Genomic DNA, 13,034 nt, shown 5'->3' on the forward strand with positions numbered 1-13,034 from the left:
CGCACCTGCAACTGCGCAGGCCAAACAAGGAGGCTCATGGCATGTCCGAGGCATCGCACAAGCAAGCGCTCTATGAACTCGTCTGTCGTTATGCACAGGCGGTGGATAAACGGGATTGGACGGCACTGACCCGCCTGTTCACGCCCGAAGCAGTACTCAAGGGTCCCGGTTTCGAATTCCAGGGAGTCGAGGCGATCATCGCCGGAATGAGCGGTCTGGGTCGCTACAGCGTTACCCAGCACCATGTCCACAACCACCTGGCCGAAGTCGACGAACTGGAGGCGAGCGCGGAGACCTACTGCGTCGCCAACCACCTCTACGAAGTCGATGGCGTCACCCGCAAGCTCGACTGGGGCATCCGCTACCTGGATCGCTTCGCCTGCATCGATGGCCTGTGGCACATCACCCGGCGTGAACTGCTGCTGGACTGGAGCCAGGACCTGCCGCTGCAAGGGGCCGCCCAATGACCGGCGCGCTGAGCGGCAAGACCGCACTGATCACCGGCGGAACCGGCGCCCTGGCCAAGACCTGCGCAGAACTGTTGCTCAAAGACGGCGCCAGTGTGGTGCTCAGCGCGCGCCGCAGCGAAGCGCTGGCCCAGGCACGCGAGGAACTCCTCGCCCGGGTGCCCGGAGCACGGATCGAAACCTGTGCCGGGGACGCCTGCCAGGAAGCGGACCTGCGCCGCGCCCTTGAGCTCGCCTACGGCCTGCAAGAGCGGCTGGACATCCTGATCCCGACCGTTGGCGGCGCAGCCTTTCGCCCGCTGCTGCAGCACGACCAGCAGACCTTCGGCGCCGACCTGGACATCAACCTGACCAGCGCCTTCCTCGCCATCCGCCATGGCGCCCCCTACCTGGCCCGCAATGGCGGTGGCGCCATCGTCTGCATTTCCTCCACCGCGGCGGCCATGCCGTTCCGCTGGCTGTCCGGCTACTGCGTCGCCAAGGCGGCCCTGGAAACCCTCGTCCGTTGCGCGGCCGAGGAACTGGCCAGTGCCGGCATCCGCGTCAACTCCGTTCGCCCCGGCCTGTTCCAGAGCGAAGCCACCCAGGGCCTGTTCGCCAATGAAGCCATGAGCAATGCCTTCCTCGAACAGATTCCCCTGGGCCGCCTGGGCGAGCCGGTGGATATCGCCGGTGCCGTCCGCTACCTCGCCGGCCCGGAGTCGGGCTGGACCACCGGCCAGAGCCTGGCCATCGACGGCGGCCATGAGCTGCGTCGCAACCCGCAACTGGACCCGGTCGTTTCGGCCATCTTCGGCGAAGACGCCCTGCGCGCCGCCCTGGCCGGCCAGGAATACCCAAGGAGCCCCGCATGAAACGTGTGCAAGACAAGGTCGTACTCATCACCGGCGCCGCCAGTGGCGTCGGCAAGGCTGATGCCCTCCTGCTGGCCGCCGAAGGCGCCCGCGTGGTGCTGGGCGATATCGACCGGGAGGGTGGCCAGGCCCTGGCCGCCGAGATCGGCGCCAACGCGCTGTTCGTCGAACTCGATGTCGCCGAGGAACAACACTGGCAGCGGGCCATCGAACAGACCCTGGCGACCTTCGGCCGCCTCGATGTGCTGGTCAACAACGCCGCCATCTGCCCCCTCGGCACCATCGAGGAGGCCAGCCTGCAGCAATGGCGCACCGTGATGCGGGTGAACGCCGATGGCTACTTCCTCGGCTGCAAGTACGCCATCGAGGCGATGAAGCGCAACGCCAGCGGTGGCTCGATCATCATGATGTCCTCGGTCGCCGCCCTCGGCGGCCTGCCGCCCATGTGCGCCTACAGCGCCTCCAAGGGCGCGGTCACCGCACTGACCCGCAGCATCGCCGTGCACTGCAAGAACAACGGCTACCGCATTCGCTGCAACTCCATTCACCCCGACGGCATCTGGACGCCCATGACCCAGGCCCTGGTGCCCAACCTCGATCCGGTGGCCCTGGGCATCGGCGACAACCCCATGGCGCGCATGTGCATGCCCGAGGACGTGGCCAACCTGGTGCTGTTCCTCGCCTCGGACGAATCGCGCTTCGTCAACGGCGCCGAGTTGCGCATCGACAACGCGCAACTGGTCTCCGGCATCGCCGGCTAATCCAACTGATTCGGGAGCACACACCCATGAACATGCTGCAAGGCAAGGTCGCCCTGGTGACCGGAGGCGGCCAGGGCGTCGGCCAGGGTATCGCCTACTCGCTGGCCGCCGAAGGCGCCAAGGTCGCCGTGGCCGGCCGCACCCGCGTCACCCTGGAAGAAACCTGCACGGAGATCCGTCGTCGCGGCGGCACCGCCCTGGCGGTCGAATGCGACGTGATGAACCCGGCGGATATCGATCGCTGCGTGGCCGAGGTGGTGGAAGCCTTCGGTGGCCTCAACATCCTGGTCAACAACGCTCACATCGTGCCGCTGGGCAGCATTCTCGAAGTGACGGACGAAACCTTCATGAAGGGCATCGACTCAGGTCCCATGGCCACCCTGCGCCTGATGCGCGCCTGCTACCCGCACCTCAAAGGCGAAGGCTCCGTGGTCAACCTGGCCTCCTCCGCCGCCGTGCGCTGGGACGCTTCGGGCTACGGCCACTATGCCGCGACCAAGGAAGCCATCCGCTCCCTGAGCCGCGCGGCTGCCTGCGAATGGGGTGTGGACGGTATTCGCGTCAACGTCATCGCCCCCCACGCCCTCTCCCCCGGTCTGCGCGGCTGGATCGAAAGCAACCCGGTAGAGGCAGAAGCCTTCTTCAGCAGCATTCCGCTGCGCCGGGTGGGTGATTGCGAACACGACATCGGCCGCACCGTGGCCTTCCTGGTCAGCGACAACGCCCGCTACCTGACCGGCGCCACCATCCCGCTGGATGGCGGCCAGGCTTATTGGGGTTAAAGGAGAACGCAATGCAACGTCTGGCAAACAAGGTCGCCATCATCACCGGCGGCGCCCGCGGCATGGGCGCGCAAACCTCGCGTCTGTTCGTCGAGGAAGGCGCCACCGTGGTCATCGCCGACCTGCTGGAAGACGAAGGCCGCGCACTGGCCGCGGAACTGGGCGAGACGGCCAGCTTCCGCCGCCTGGATGTCAGCAACGAAGAGGGCTGGCAGCAGCTGGTCCACGAAACCGTGGAACGCCACGGCCGCATCGACGTGCTGGTGAACAACGCCGCTGTGCTGGTGTTCGGCGCCATCGAGGAATTGACCCAGGCGCAGTTCGAGCGCGCCCTCTCCATCAACCTCACCGGCACCTTCCTCGGCATCCGCAGCGTCGCGCCGGTCATGCGCGAGCAGCGCGCCGGCTCCATCGTCAACATCTCGTCCGTCGACGGCCTGCGCGGGGTCAATGCCCTGGCGGCCTACGTGTCGAGCAAGTGGGGCGTGCGCGGGCTGACCAAGGTGGCGGCACTGGAACTCGGCCCGCACGGCGTGCGGGTCAACTCGGTGCATCCGGGCGGCGTGGATACCGTGATGTCCAACCCCACCGGCGTCTCGCGCGATGAGCTGGCCCCGCAGTACCGCACCGTGCCGCAACAGCGCATTGGCGCTCCGGAAGAGATCGCCCGCGCCACGCTGTTCCTCGCCAGCGACGAAGCCAGCTACTGCAACGGTAGCGAGCTGTCGGTCGACGGCGGCGTGGCGGCCGGTTCCTACTACCCGGGCCTGCCGGGCTCGCCGATCTGAGCTGGCGAGTGGAAAGGGAAAGGCCCGCGATTGCGGGCCTTTCATTTTCTGCTGGATCGGAATCCCGACTACCTGCTTTTCCTGTGGGGGCGAATTCATTCGCGAAGGGCAACGCAGTTGCCCCCGGTCACAACGCCCTGATCCCCGCCGGCAATTTCGCCATTTCCAGCAGCCGCCGCTGCCCATGGTCGGCAGTCATACCGACACTTCCTTGCCCTCCACCATGAAGGTCGGCAGGTCCCGCCAGGCCACCCACAACTCCCCCTGCCACCTCACCACCCCGACCTGCCGGCCTGCCCAGCTCACGAACGACCGTCGCGGCGAGGCGTCCGGGTCACGGTGATAGTCATGCAGCGTCGGCACCAGCACATCGCTCAGCCAGCGGCCGACATCCCGATGCGCCGGGCGGGCGAAGCGATAGAACGCCTTGTATGCGCCGGCATCGCTGATCGCCTGCACCTCCTCAAGGAAATCGCCGGTGCATGCCAGCGTGACCCTGCGCTGCTCGTACGGCTCCAGGGCGCGGAGCAGGCGGGGAAGGCGGGTGTCGATCAACTGGGCGAAATCCTGGGCGACGAACCAGGGCTGGTTGTCGATCATCAGGGCGCGCAGGCGGAGGTTGTGGTGGAAGAAAACGAGGGGGGTGTATGCGTCATGCATGGTGGAGCTCCAACGTAAGGTTAGGAGGCTGCCGCCATTCGCTGTCAATCGAAGGGCGGCAGATCGCGCAGGGTTGACAGACCGGTACGTTGGCGCCGGCAGGCCACGAGGACCTCCCCACGCGACCTGCCATAGAGCAGTGCAGCTAAAAACTGCATGCGAGCAAGAGCCTGCAAAAAACGTCCGCCGTTTTTCGCATGCACCTTGCGGCGCAATCGCGCCAACGTAAGCGGGCTGTCAAACCCGGCCACGGGATTGACCGTGGCTGGAGCAGGATAGGGATGGGGGTGCAGGAGGGCAAGGGCATGGGAGTGGCTGGGGGCTGCTTTCGACCCACAGCAGCCAGTCGGCATAACAGTTTTCAACCAATCGCCGGAACAATGTGGCTGCTTCACCCAACCCCTTCTCGTATCATCAGCGCCTTCGCATCTGGAACGAACTGTGTGAAATCGCCAACTGGAAAAGCTCCGGCTGCCCCTGATGGGACGAAGTGGGACGTAGGCGAGGCTGTCAATCAGCTCTCGTGGGACGACTTGCGCATCATCAAGACGCTCAGTGATTGCGGCAATCGTTCGGCTACGGCCAAGAAGCTTGGCATCAATGTATCCACCGTTTCGCGCCGAGTTGCTCAAGTTGAGCGAACGCTCGGCATCGCGCTGTTCGATCACCGCAAATCAGGGTATCTGCTCACCGCCGAGGGTGCTGAATTGCGAGCACTCGCCGAGCGAGTGGAGCTGGATATCGTCAGCGTCACGCGGCGTGTTTCGCGTTCAGGCCAAGGCCCCCTCGGGAAACTTCGAATTACCACCAGCGACTCGCTGCTGCTGTACTTCTTCACCCCCATCATCGCGGACTTCAAGGCCCTGAACGAGGGGATCGCCATCGAGGTGCTGGTGGGCAATGAAACCCTCAGCCTCGCCCGGGATGAATCGGATATCGCCATTCGAGCGACGAGAAAACCTGCAGAAAGCCTGGTGGGCCGTAAACTGGCGAACATTGCCTGGGCACCTTACTGCTGCGCCAAGCAGATGACTGCCTCGCCCCTTTTCGAAGAGGGGCAGCCATGGGTGTCCTACTCGGCAGCGCTCTGTGGTTTGAGGGCGACAAGCTATGTCGAAAGCAGAGTCGCTGCTGAGCGCATTGCGTACCGCACCGATTCTGTTGCAGCCGCAAGCGCTGCAATCGCGGCGGGCCTGGGATTTGGATTCCTTCCCTGCATGTTGGGCGACATAACCCCAGGGTTGGTACGCGCCGGCCCGGTGGTGCCAGAGCTTCAGGATGAGTTGTGGCTGCTGACTCACCAGGACATTCGAAAATCGTGGCGAGTCAAAGCATTCATGACCTTCTGCGCCGCTGCCGTGGCCAGTCAAAAGCCCTTGGTCGAGGGGCAATCGATACTCCCGGTCACCTAGATCGAAACCGGGAGTGCAGCTCAGATGTCTCGGGCGCCAATCACGGCCTTGCACACGATCTCAATCAGCTGCGGACGCTGGGCAAGTCTCGACACCCCAATGATGTTGCTCGCGCACTGAGGCCGCTCAGTGCCATAGGCCGCCTTGCGCACTTTGCCGACCACTGCGAACGCAGCGTCCATGTCCAGCACATAAAGCGTTTCCTCGACAACATCTTGCAGAGTTGCGCCATACAAGGCGAGCAGCTTCGAAATGTTGTCGTAAGAGACCCGCATCTGCTCTCCCATCGTAGAGAAATCACTGGGCTTACCGTCGGCGTTCAGCGGCGCCGGGGCTACCAGATGACCTTCCTCATCATGGTTGAATTGACCTGATACGTAGATCTCGTTTCCTACCCGCCGTGCCTGCGGATAGCCATACGCCTCCTCCCAGGAAACGCCCCAGTAGGCGGTCTGCTTGTTGAACGGTTGTGAAGCTGCCATTGCATTCTCCTGCACATGAGGGACCGGCTTGATCCGGATGGGTGGGCGAATGCTAGCAGCGCGACCGTGGGTTTTATGGCGCATAAATGAGCCAATACGAGCGCAAAAGTGCGCCACCGACAGGCGTCTTGTTTCGTTATCTTTTGCTCGTCCTCAAGCAGTGACGCTGAGGAGTGCACTTGTGGCTACGGTAATGCCTGCAAGGTGCGGGCCCCGAGACTTATGCGATTGAACATCATCGAGCTGAAAGGAAACAAAAATGAGCAATCCTAAAACTGAAGTCCTGACTCCGCTTAATAGCCAACTGATCTTCATCGATCAGCAGCCACAGATGGCCTTCGGCGTTCAGAGCATTGACCGGCAAACGCTGAAGAACAATACCGTTGGCCTGGCCAAGGCAGCGAAGATTTTCAATGTCCCCACCACCTTCACCACGGTCGAGACAGAAAGCTTTTCAGGTCACACCTACCCCGAGCTACTCGCTGTGTTCCCGGACGCCCCGCTGCTGGAGCGCACCTCCATGAACTCCTGGGATGATCAGAAGGTACGCGACGCACTCGAGAGAAATGGTCGCAACAAGATCATCGTCTCCGGCTTGTGGACCGAGGTATGCAATGCCACCTTCGCCCTGTCGGCAATGAACGATGCCGGCTATGAAATTTATATGGTTGCAGACGCCTCCGGCGGCACCACCAAAGAAGCCCACGATTACGCCATGCAGCGCATGATCCAGGCCGGCGTGGTACCGGTGACCTGGCAGCAGGTGCTGCTGGAATGGCAACGGGACTGGAAGAACCGCGACACCTACGACGCCGTAATGGAACTGGTAAAGGAACATTCTGGTGCATATGGCATGGGCGTCGACTACGCCTACACCATGGTGCACAAGGCGCCTGAGCGCGTTCAGCATGGCCCCACCTTGGCGCCTGTCGCTGCATCTGTCTGAGCCATCGCCAGCCCCTGCCCTGGGGGCTGTTCACAGACTTGCGAAGGGTGCGCAGTCGACTGAACCGAGTCAACGAGCCTGGCCTGGAACCTCTGGGGATTTCCAATGCCCAGCGCTGTTCGAGTCAGGCACTCGCATCCTGTTACCTGGATTAATGGATGTGTATGAACAAGGACAAATCTACCGTGCTGGCGACTCTCACACTGGCTTCGACAGGGCAACTCAAATCCTGGCAGATAAGAACTGCCAAACAACTGATGCTGGACAGGCTGGATACCGGCATTTCAGTGACTGAACTAGCCGAAGCTTGCGGATTGTCGCGCAGTCACTTCTCACGCATGTTCAAGGAAAGCACCCGGATGCCCCCGCAGCGATGGCTGCGTGAACAGCGGGTCATGAAGAGCAGAGAGTTATTGAAGGCTTCCACGATGTTGCTCACAGAGATCGCGCTGGAATGCGGCTTCTGCGATCAGTCTCACTTCTGCCGTACATTCGTGAAGGCTGAAGGCATGACACCGCAGGCTTGGCAGCAACAAGCAATCTGCCCGATTCCGGTCGTTGCTTGAGACGGTAAGGCATCATCAACGCGCGGGCGAGCCCAAGCGGACTGAGGTGTAACCCCCTTGAAAATCAATTTGTTACAGCTGCAGATGATTTTTTAAAAAGCTTGCGCACAAAATTATTGAGCGACAACTTATTGCGAATTATAAGCGCGCAAACATTTAAAGCGATAACAGAATCCCCCCGAAGTCATTCAAAAGTGAGGAAAGCCATGAAAGTTCTCTACACCGCAGTCGCAACCGCAACCGGTGGTCGTGATGGCCGAGCCATCTCCAGCGACAAGAACCTCGACGTGAAACTGACCACTCCGAAGGAATTGGGCGGTGCCGGTGGTGATGCCACCAACCCTGAGCAACTGTTCGCCGCTGGTTACTCGGCCTGCTTCATCGGTGCACTGAAGTTCGTCGCCAGCCAGAGCAAACGCAGCATTCCAGCCGACGCCTCGATCACTGCGCGGGTCGGCATTGGCCAGATCCCAGGCGGCTTTGGCCTGGATATCGACCTGAACATCAACCTGCCAGGCCTGGAGCAAGCCGATGCACAAGCGTTGGTGGAAGCGGCCCACCAAGTGTGCCCGTACTCCAACGCAACCCGTGGCAACGTCGATGTCCGTCTGCACGTCACCGTCTACCTTCCCGCCTCACCAGAAACAGGAGATATGAAATGAACGTTTTGACCAAAACACTCGTTGGCTCGCTCCTTGCCTTGTCGATCGGTAACGCATTCGCTGACTCTGGCGTCGAACACAACACCCAGGCATTCCTCGATGCACTGAACTCAGGCAGTGGTAAACCCATCGAGCAGCTTTCGCCGAAGGACGCCCGCGCGGTACTGACCGGCGCTCAGGCCGGGGTAAAACTGACGTTGCCCAAGGCGGATGTCAGCGAGAAGACCATCACCGTCGACGGCCAGGACATCAGCTTGACCATCGTGCGTCCGGTGGGTGTGAAGGGGACCTTGCCTGTGTTCATGTACTTCCACGGCGGTGGCTGGGTGCTCGGCGACTTCCCGACCCATGAGCGCCTGGTGCGCGATCTGGTCGTCGGGTCCGGTGCGGTGGCGGTGTTCGTCAATTACACCCCGTCCTCTGAAGCGCACTACCCGACGGCGATCAACCAGGCCTACGGGGCAACCAAATGGGTGGCCGAGCACGGCAAGGAAATCAATGTAGACGGTAAGCGCCTGGCGGTAGCGGGCAACAGCGTCGGCGGCAACATGGCAGCCGTGGTCAGCCTGATGGCCAAGGATAAAGGTACCCCGGCCATTAAGTACCAGGCGCTGCTGTGGCCAGTGACCGACGCCAACTTCGAGACAGCGTCGTACAACCAGTACGCCGAGGGGCACTTCCTCACCAGGAACATGATGAAGTGGTTCTGGGACAACTACACCACCGACCCCAAGCAACGTGCCGAGATCTATGCCTCGCCGCTGCGCGCTACCACTGAGCAGTTGAAAGGCCTGCCGCCAGCTCTCGTCCAGACCGCGAGTGCCGATGTGCTGCGTGACGAAGGGGAGGCCTACGCTCGCAAACTGGACCAAGCCGGCGTGCCGGTCACTGCGGTGCGCTACAACGGCATGATCCATGACTACGGCTTGCTGAACGTGGTCAGCCAGGTTCCGGCGGTACGCTCTGCAATGCTGCAGGCTTCCGAAGAGCTGAAGGTTCATTTGAAGTGACCCCCCACTCAAGACCGGAGATGTATGCCATGAACTGGTAATCACCGCCGGAAACGAAAACCCGCTAAACAGCGGGCTTTTTCGTTTCCGGTGTAGCGTTAGCAGCCCTCCGCCAAGGGCACCTATGGGTCGATCTCTTCCGGTCACGGTGGGCAGAGATCGGCCAGAAGCGGCCGGCCAAGTGTGACTACGAAAGCAGAATCCACTTGGGTTGGAGTGGTACAGCTTGCGCAGGAATGACGAACAAATCAGAGTTGCCCTAGAAAAATAAGGATATTGCTGATGGGTTTAACGACTAAACAATCTTTGGGACACTGGCTGGCATTAGCTCTAGTTGTAAGTTCGCCATCAACCTTAATTGCCTGTAAAAAGCGCGAGCCATCACCCGAGCAGGTAGCGTATCAGCAGCAACAAGAACGTTGTCGCATGGAACTTGTAAAATCGGAGAAGGTGCCAATTATCGGTGGCGGCTATGTGGATATGAGTCGCTTTGGTTATCCCGGCTCAAGCGTTAGATATGAGGACGGGCAGTGTGGCTCCGACATGCTCCAGCTCTTATTCTGGTGGACCGGCGAGGAAATCCTGCCTGACAGCCCTAAGTACATAAAACGTAAACGGACGGAAATTCCGAAAAGTTGGCAAATTTACAATGTAGCCGCTGTTCTAGGCAATCAACGCAAGGCGCGTGAGTGCAAAGAAAACATTGAGCTACCAAAATGTTCAGGCTTCAAGGGAGCGGTTCAAACCGGCCTTAGCAAAGCCGAATGGCCCGCCGAATTGACCGTGAAGCTCAAAAATTATCCTGGCTTGGAGCTATGGTTGAATGCACCTCCGCCAAGTATCAGAAACCGGTATGCCGTAGATAACTTTGTGATGACCGAGTGGCGGAGGCAGGACGGCACCCCTAGAAGTATTAATTGCTGGGGCTTGAATACAAGTAGCCTTAAGAAGTCAGGCTTGAATAGTGAAAGCCTTGCTTTGTTATCGCGGGAAGAATTAGAAAATATTGACTTTCAAGGTCGCCTGCAGCACGGAGTCTCATGCCAAGTTGAGTTTTGGGATTTCGGTTTTAACGCTGGCTCCGCCAGGATCAGCTTTAGCACTGAGAATTTGCGCGAAGCTCATTTGGCACTTAAAGCCATTAATCAATATCTCTCTGATTCAATAATCATGGAGGAATAAGCATGGCCTGTGCGTTTGCCACTGCTGAGCGAGCACAACTCCTGCAGCAATAGCGGGGTGGCCCGGATAGGAGTTGGTAGACAACGCTTATCCTGTCCACCGGCTTTTTTGAATGTCCGCACTGCGTCGGCTTCTGCCGGTCACGACCGGCAGAGATCGGCCAGAAGCGCACATTGCTCTCGCCAACATCCATGCAACTCATGCAGCAATGAAATGCAAGTCGCCCGAATTGCTGCCCTCACACGGGGGCTCCATACTGCATCCCGAACTCCGCATCGGTATGCGCTCATGCCTTCAGATCCACTCATCGACAGCCAGCACAGCGACGAGATCGCGGCACTACTTGCCGTCGCCAGCGAGGGCTCGTTCATTGCCGCCGGGCGCCGGTTGCAGCGCGACCCCTCGGTGATCTCGAAGAGGGTTGCCGCCATGGAGGCACGCCTGGGAGTACGGCTTATCGAGCGCACGACCCGCCAGTTGCGAGTCACCCAGGTCGGTGCTCAACTGGTGGACCGACTGCACAACGCGCTGGTCACCATTGCCGAGGCGCAGCAGGAAGCAACTCAAGGGGCCGCCGAGCCCAGGGGCGTGCTACGCCTCGCATTGCCCGCGGCGATGGGACGGTTGTGGATTGCCCCGATGCTGCCCGATTTTCTCAGGGCCAACCCGCAGGTGTCGGTCGTAGCCGACTACAGTGATCGCTTCGTCGACATCATCGCCGAAGGCTACGACGCTGCGATCCGCATCGGTGAGCTGAGCGATAACCGCTTGATCGCCCGCAAGCTGAGCGAGCACCGCCGCATGCTTTGCGCGTCTCCGGACTATCTCGCTCAGCACGGCATACCAGGCACGCCGGCCGAGCTGGCCGATCACAACTGCCTGCGCTTCAGTGGCCTCGCGTCCTTTCCCGAATGGCGTCTTTTCAAGGGAAACCGCCATCAGAAGGTGATGGTCCAGGGCAGCCTGACATCGAACGACGGGGAATCCCTGCTCGATGCTGCCCGTGCCGGCATGGGCATTCTTGGCGGCGGCGAGTGGCTTATGAGCCGCGACCTGGAGGCCGGCCGGCTGGTACGAGTACTGCCGGACTGGTTGCTCGATGGCAGCGAAGGTGGCGTCTACCTGGTACGCCCATCGGCCAGGTTCTCTCCCGCAACGACGCTCGCATTCAAAAGCTGGATCGAAAGCAGATTTTCCGGCGGCCCGCCCTGGTCACCTCCCCAGCCCTGACCGCCATCCCATTACCTGATTGCTTGCGGAGGCCTTTGTGTTCAAAGGTATCGCCCTGTCCGTCGCATCGTCCTGCGCGTTCGCCGGGCTCTATTACTACGCCACGCTGCTCAAGCCACTCACCGGTGAGGAGATCTTCGGCTGGCGCATGCTGCTCACCCTGCCGTGCGTGTCGCTGTTTCTGCTGCTAGGCCGGGAGTGGCAGCCGGTCATGGAAATTTTCATCCGCATCCGACAGCGTCCCAACCTGCTGCTTGGCCTGATGGGTAGCAGTGCTCTGCTCGGCGTCCAGCAATGGCTGTTCCTCTGGGCCCCCATCAACGGTCGTGGTCTGCAGGTCTCCCTGGGGTACTTCCTGCTTCCGCTCACCATGCTGATGGTGGGGGTAGTCTTCTATCGGGAGCGGCTCACCGGGTTGCAGAAGGCCGCCGGCGCTTCTGCGCTGCTGGGCGTCGCTCACGAGTTGATCCAGGTGGGTGGCTTCTCCTGGGAGGCATTGCTGGTCGCGTTCGGCTTCCCGGTGTACTTCATGCTGCGTCGCAAGCTCAACACCGCCAACTTGGGGGGACTTTGGTTCGACATGCTGTTCACGCTGCCCTTCGCCTGCTGGTTCGTGCTGGGGCAACAGGCGACGGTCGCGCAATTCGAGCAGGCGCCTCGACTGTACGTCCTGGTGATTTTCCTGGCGGTGATCAGCGCAGCGGCCTTCATGGCATACACCACAGCCAGCCGTCTCCTTCCATTCAGCCTGTTCGGCTTGCTGGGTTATGTGGAGCCTGTGTTGATGGTGGTCGCCGCATTGCTCATCGGTGAACGAATCGCGCCCCACGAGTGGCTGACCTATATACCCATCTGGCTTGCGGTGGGACTGCTGGCTCTAGAAGGCGTGCGACATATTCGGGGTAGAACCAGAGCAGCGCAGGATTGACTGTCCGCATCACCTTCCGAACTCCGGCACCAAGGGCGATGGTGTCCGCGTATTTTCAAGCGGACGTGATCGTCCTTGATGTCAGGAGTTCCATGCGCCAACGAAGCGCTTACCCCAAACCGTTCAAGGCCCAGGTTGTTCAGAAGGAGCGCTCTCGGGCGCCCTTCCCGGCTGGCGCTGAACCGAATACCGGAGGGGGTTCGGCTATGCTCAGGTGAACTGGATCTGCGTCGATCGCATCGCGCAGATCAGCTGTGGATTGCCCGTGATGTCCCTGGAACGGGCCGCGTGGCAACCTTCCAGC

At 61.0% G+C, this 13,034-nt stretch carries 15 protein-coding genes; 13 read left to right on the forward strand and 2 right to left on the reverse strand.

Features of this window, described 5'->3' with window-relative positions; genetic code table 11:
• Positions 1 to 41 precede the first annotated feature (41 nt).
• The 5 genes from ACFW0H_RS16375 to ACFW0H_RS16395 are packed head-to-tail and all read left to right on the forward strand — an operon-like array spanning position 42 to position 3,652.
• Positions 42 to 467, forward strand: coding sequence for a nuclear transport factor 2 family protein (locus ACFW0H_RS16375; protein WP_422914925.1), 426 nt, complete (start codon positions 42 to 44; stop codon positions 465 to 467).
• Positions 464 to 1,321: an SDR family NAD(P)-dependent oxidoreductase gene (locus ACFW0H_RS16380; RefSeq protein ID WP_422914926.1), complete on the forward strand. Its 858-nt coding sequence runs from the start codon at positions 464 to 466 to the stop codon at positions 1,319 to 1,321. The genes ACFW0H_RS16375 and ACFW0H_RS16380 overlap by 4 nt, the downstream gene beginning before the upstream one ends.
• Positions 1,318 to 2,082, forward strand: coding sequence for an SDR family oxidoreductase (locus tag ACFW0H_RS16385; protein WP_422914927.1), 765 nt, complete (start codon positions 1,318 to 1,320; stop codon positions 2,080 to 2,082). Before ACFW0H_RS16380 ends, ACFW0H_RS16385 begins: the two co-directional genes overlap by 4 nt.
• Positions 2,083 to 2,108: 26 nt before the next feature.
• Entirely contained in the window at positions 2,109 to 2,864 is a 756-nt protein-coding gene (locus ACFW0H_RS16390; protein WP_422914928.1) for an SDR family NAD(P)-dependent oxidoreductase, read from the forward strand.
• Between the two features lie 11 nt (positions 2,865 to 2,875).
• Positions 2,876 to 3,652 carry an SDR family NAD(P)-dependent oxidoreductase gene (locus tag ACFW0H_RS16395; RefSeq protein WP_422914929.1) on the forward strand — a complete coding sequence of 259 codons (777 nt, stop codon included), beginning with the start codon at positions 2,876 to 2,878 and terminating at the stop codon, positions 3,650 to 3,652.
• A gap of 195 nt (positions 3,653 to 3,847) precedes the next feature.
• Here the strand turns inward: ACFW0H_RS16395 and ACFW0H_RS16400 are convergent, their stop codons facing one another.
• A complete protein-coding gene (locus tag ACFW0H_RS16400; RefSeq protein ID WP_422914930.1) occupies positions 3,848 to 4,312 on the reverse strand; it encodes a BRO-N domain-containing protein in 465 nt (154 codons plus the stop codon).
• A gap of 443 nt (positions 4,313 to 4,755) precedes the next feature.
• Between ACFW0H_RS16400 and ACFW0H_RS16405 the strand changes: the two genes are divergently transcribed.
• Positions 4,756 to 5,724 carry a LysR family transcriptional regulator gene (locus ACFW0H_RS16405; RefSeq protein WP_422914931.1) on the forward strand — a complete coding sequence of 323 codons (969 nt, stop codon included), beginning with the start codon at positions 4,756 to 4,758 and terminating at the stop codon, positions 5,722 to 5,724.
• 20 nt (positions 5,725 to 5,744) lie between these two features.
• Here the strand turns inward: ACFW0H_RS16405 and ACFW0H_RS16410 are convergent, their stop codons facing one another.
• The gene (locus ACFW0H_RS16410) at positions 5,745 to 6,206 is read right to left on the reverse strand and encodes a RidA family protein (protein ID WP_422914932.1); all 462 of its coding nucleotides are present in this window, start codon (positions 6,204 to 6,206) and stop codon (positions 5,745 to 5,747) included.
• 259 nt (positions 6,207 to 6,465) lie between these two features.
• On the opposite strand from ACFW0H_RS16410, the gene ACFW0H_RS16415 reads away from it, so the two are divergent.
• From ACFW0H_RS16415 to rarD, 7 genes are all read left to right on the forward strand, one after another.
• Positions 6,466 to 7,152 carry a hydrolase gene (locus ACFW0H_RS16415; protein ID WP_422914933.1) on the forward strand — a complete coding sequence of 229 codons (687 nt, stop codon included), beginning with the start codon at positions 6,466 to 6,468 and terminating at the stop codon, positions 7,150 to 7,152.
• A 164-nt stretch (positions 7,153 to 7,316) separates the two neighbouring features.
• A complete protein-coding gene (locus ACFW0H_RS16420) occupies positions 7,317 to 7,718 on the forward strand; it encodes a helix-turn-helix domain-containing protein (RefSeq protein WP_422914934.1) in 402 nt (133 codons plus the stop codon).
• A gap of 206 nt (positions 7,719 to 7,924) precedes the next feature.
• Complete coding sequence (locus tag ACFW0H_RS16425) at positions 7,925 to 8,380, forward strand: organic hydroperoxide resistance protein (protein WP_422914935.1); 456 nt, start codon at positions 7,925 to 7,927, stop codon at positions 8,378 to 8,380.
• On the forward strand, positions 8,377 to 9,390 hold the full coding sequence (locus ACFW0H_RS16430) for an alpha/beta hydrolase (RefSeq protein ID WP_422914936.1): 1,014 nt from the start codon (positions 8,377 to 8,379) through the stop codon (positions 9,388 to 9,390). Before ACFW0H_RS16425 ends, ACFW0H_RS16430 begins: the two co-directional genes overlap by 4 nt.
• Before the next feature lie 282 nt (positions 9,391 to 9,672).
• A complete protein-coding gene (locus ACFW0H_RS16435) occupies positions 9,673 to 10,572 on the forward strand; it encodes a hypothetical protein (RefSeq protein ID WP_422914937.1) in 900 nt (299 codons plus the stop codon).
• Positions 10,573 to 10,860: 288 nt separating this feature from the next.
• Positions 10,861 to 11,802 carry a LysR family transcriptional regulator gene (locus tag ACFW0H_RS16440; RefSeq protein ID WP_422914938.1) on the forward strand — a complete coding sequence of 314 codons (942 nt, stop codon included), beginning with the start codon at positions 10,861 to 10,863 and terminating at the stop codon, positions 11,800 to 11,802.
• A gap of 37 nt (positions 11,803 to 11,839) precedes the next feature.
• Positions 11,840 to 12,730, forward strand: a complete 891-nt coding sequence (gene rarD / locus ACFW0H_RS16445) for an EamA family transporter RarD (RefSeq protein ID WP_422914939.1) — start codon at positions 11,840 to 11,842, stop codon at positions 12,728 to 12,730.
• Positions 12,731 to 13,034 lie beyond the last annotated feature (304 nt).

The organism is Metapseudomonas cellulosilytica (assembly GCF_049334135.1).
Classification (GTDB): domain Bacteria; phylum Pseudomonadota; class Gammaproteobacteria; order Pseudomonadales; family Pseudomonadaceae; genus Metapseudomonas.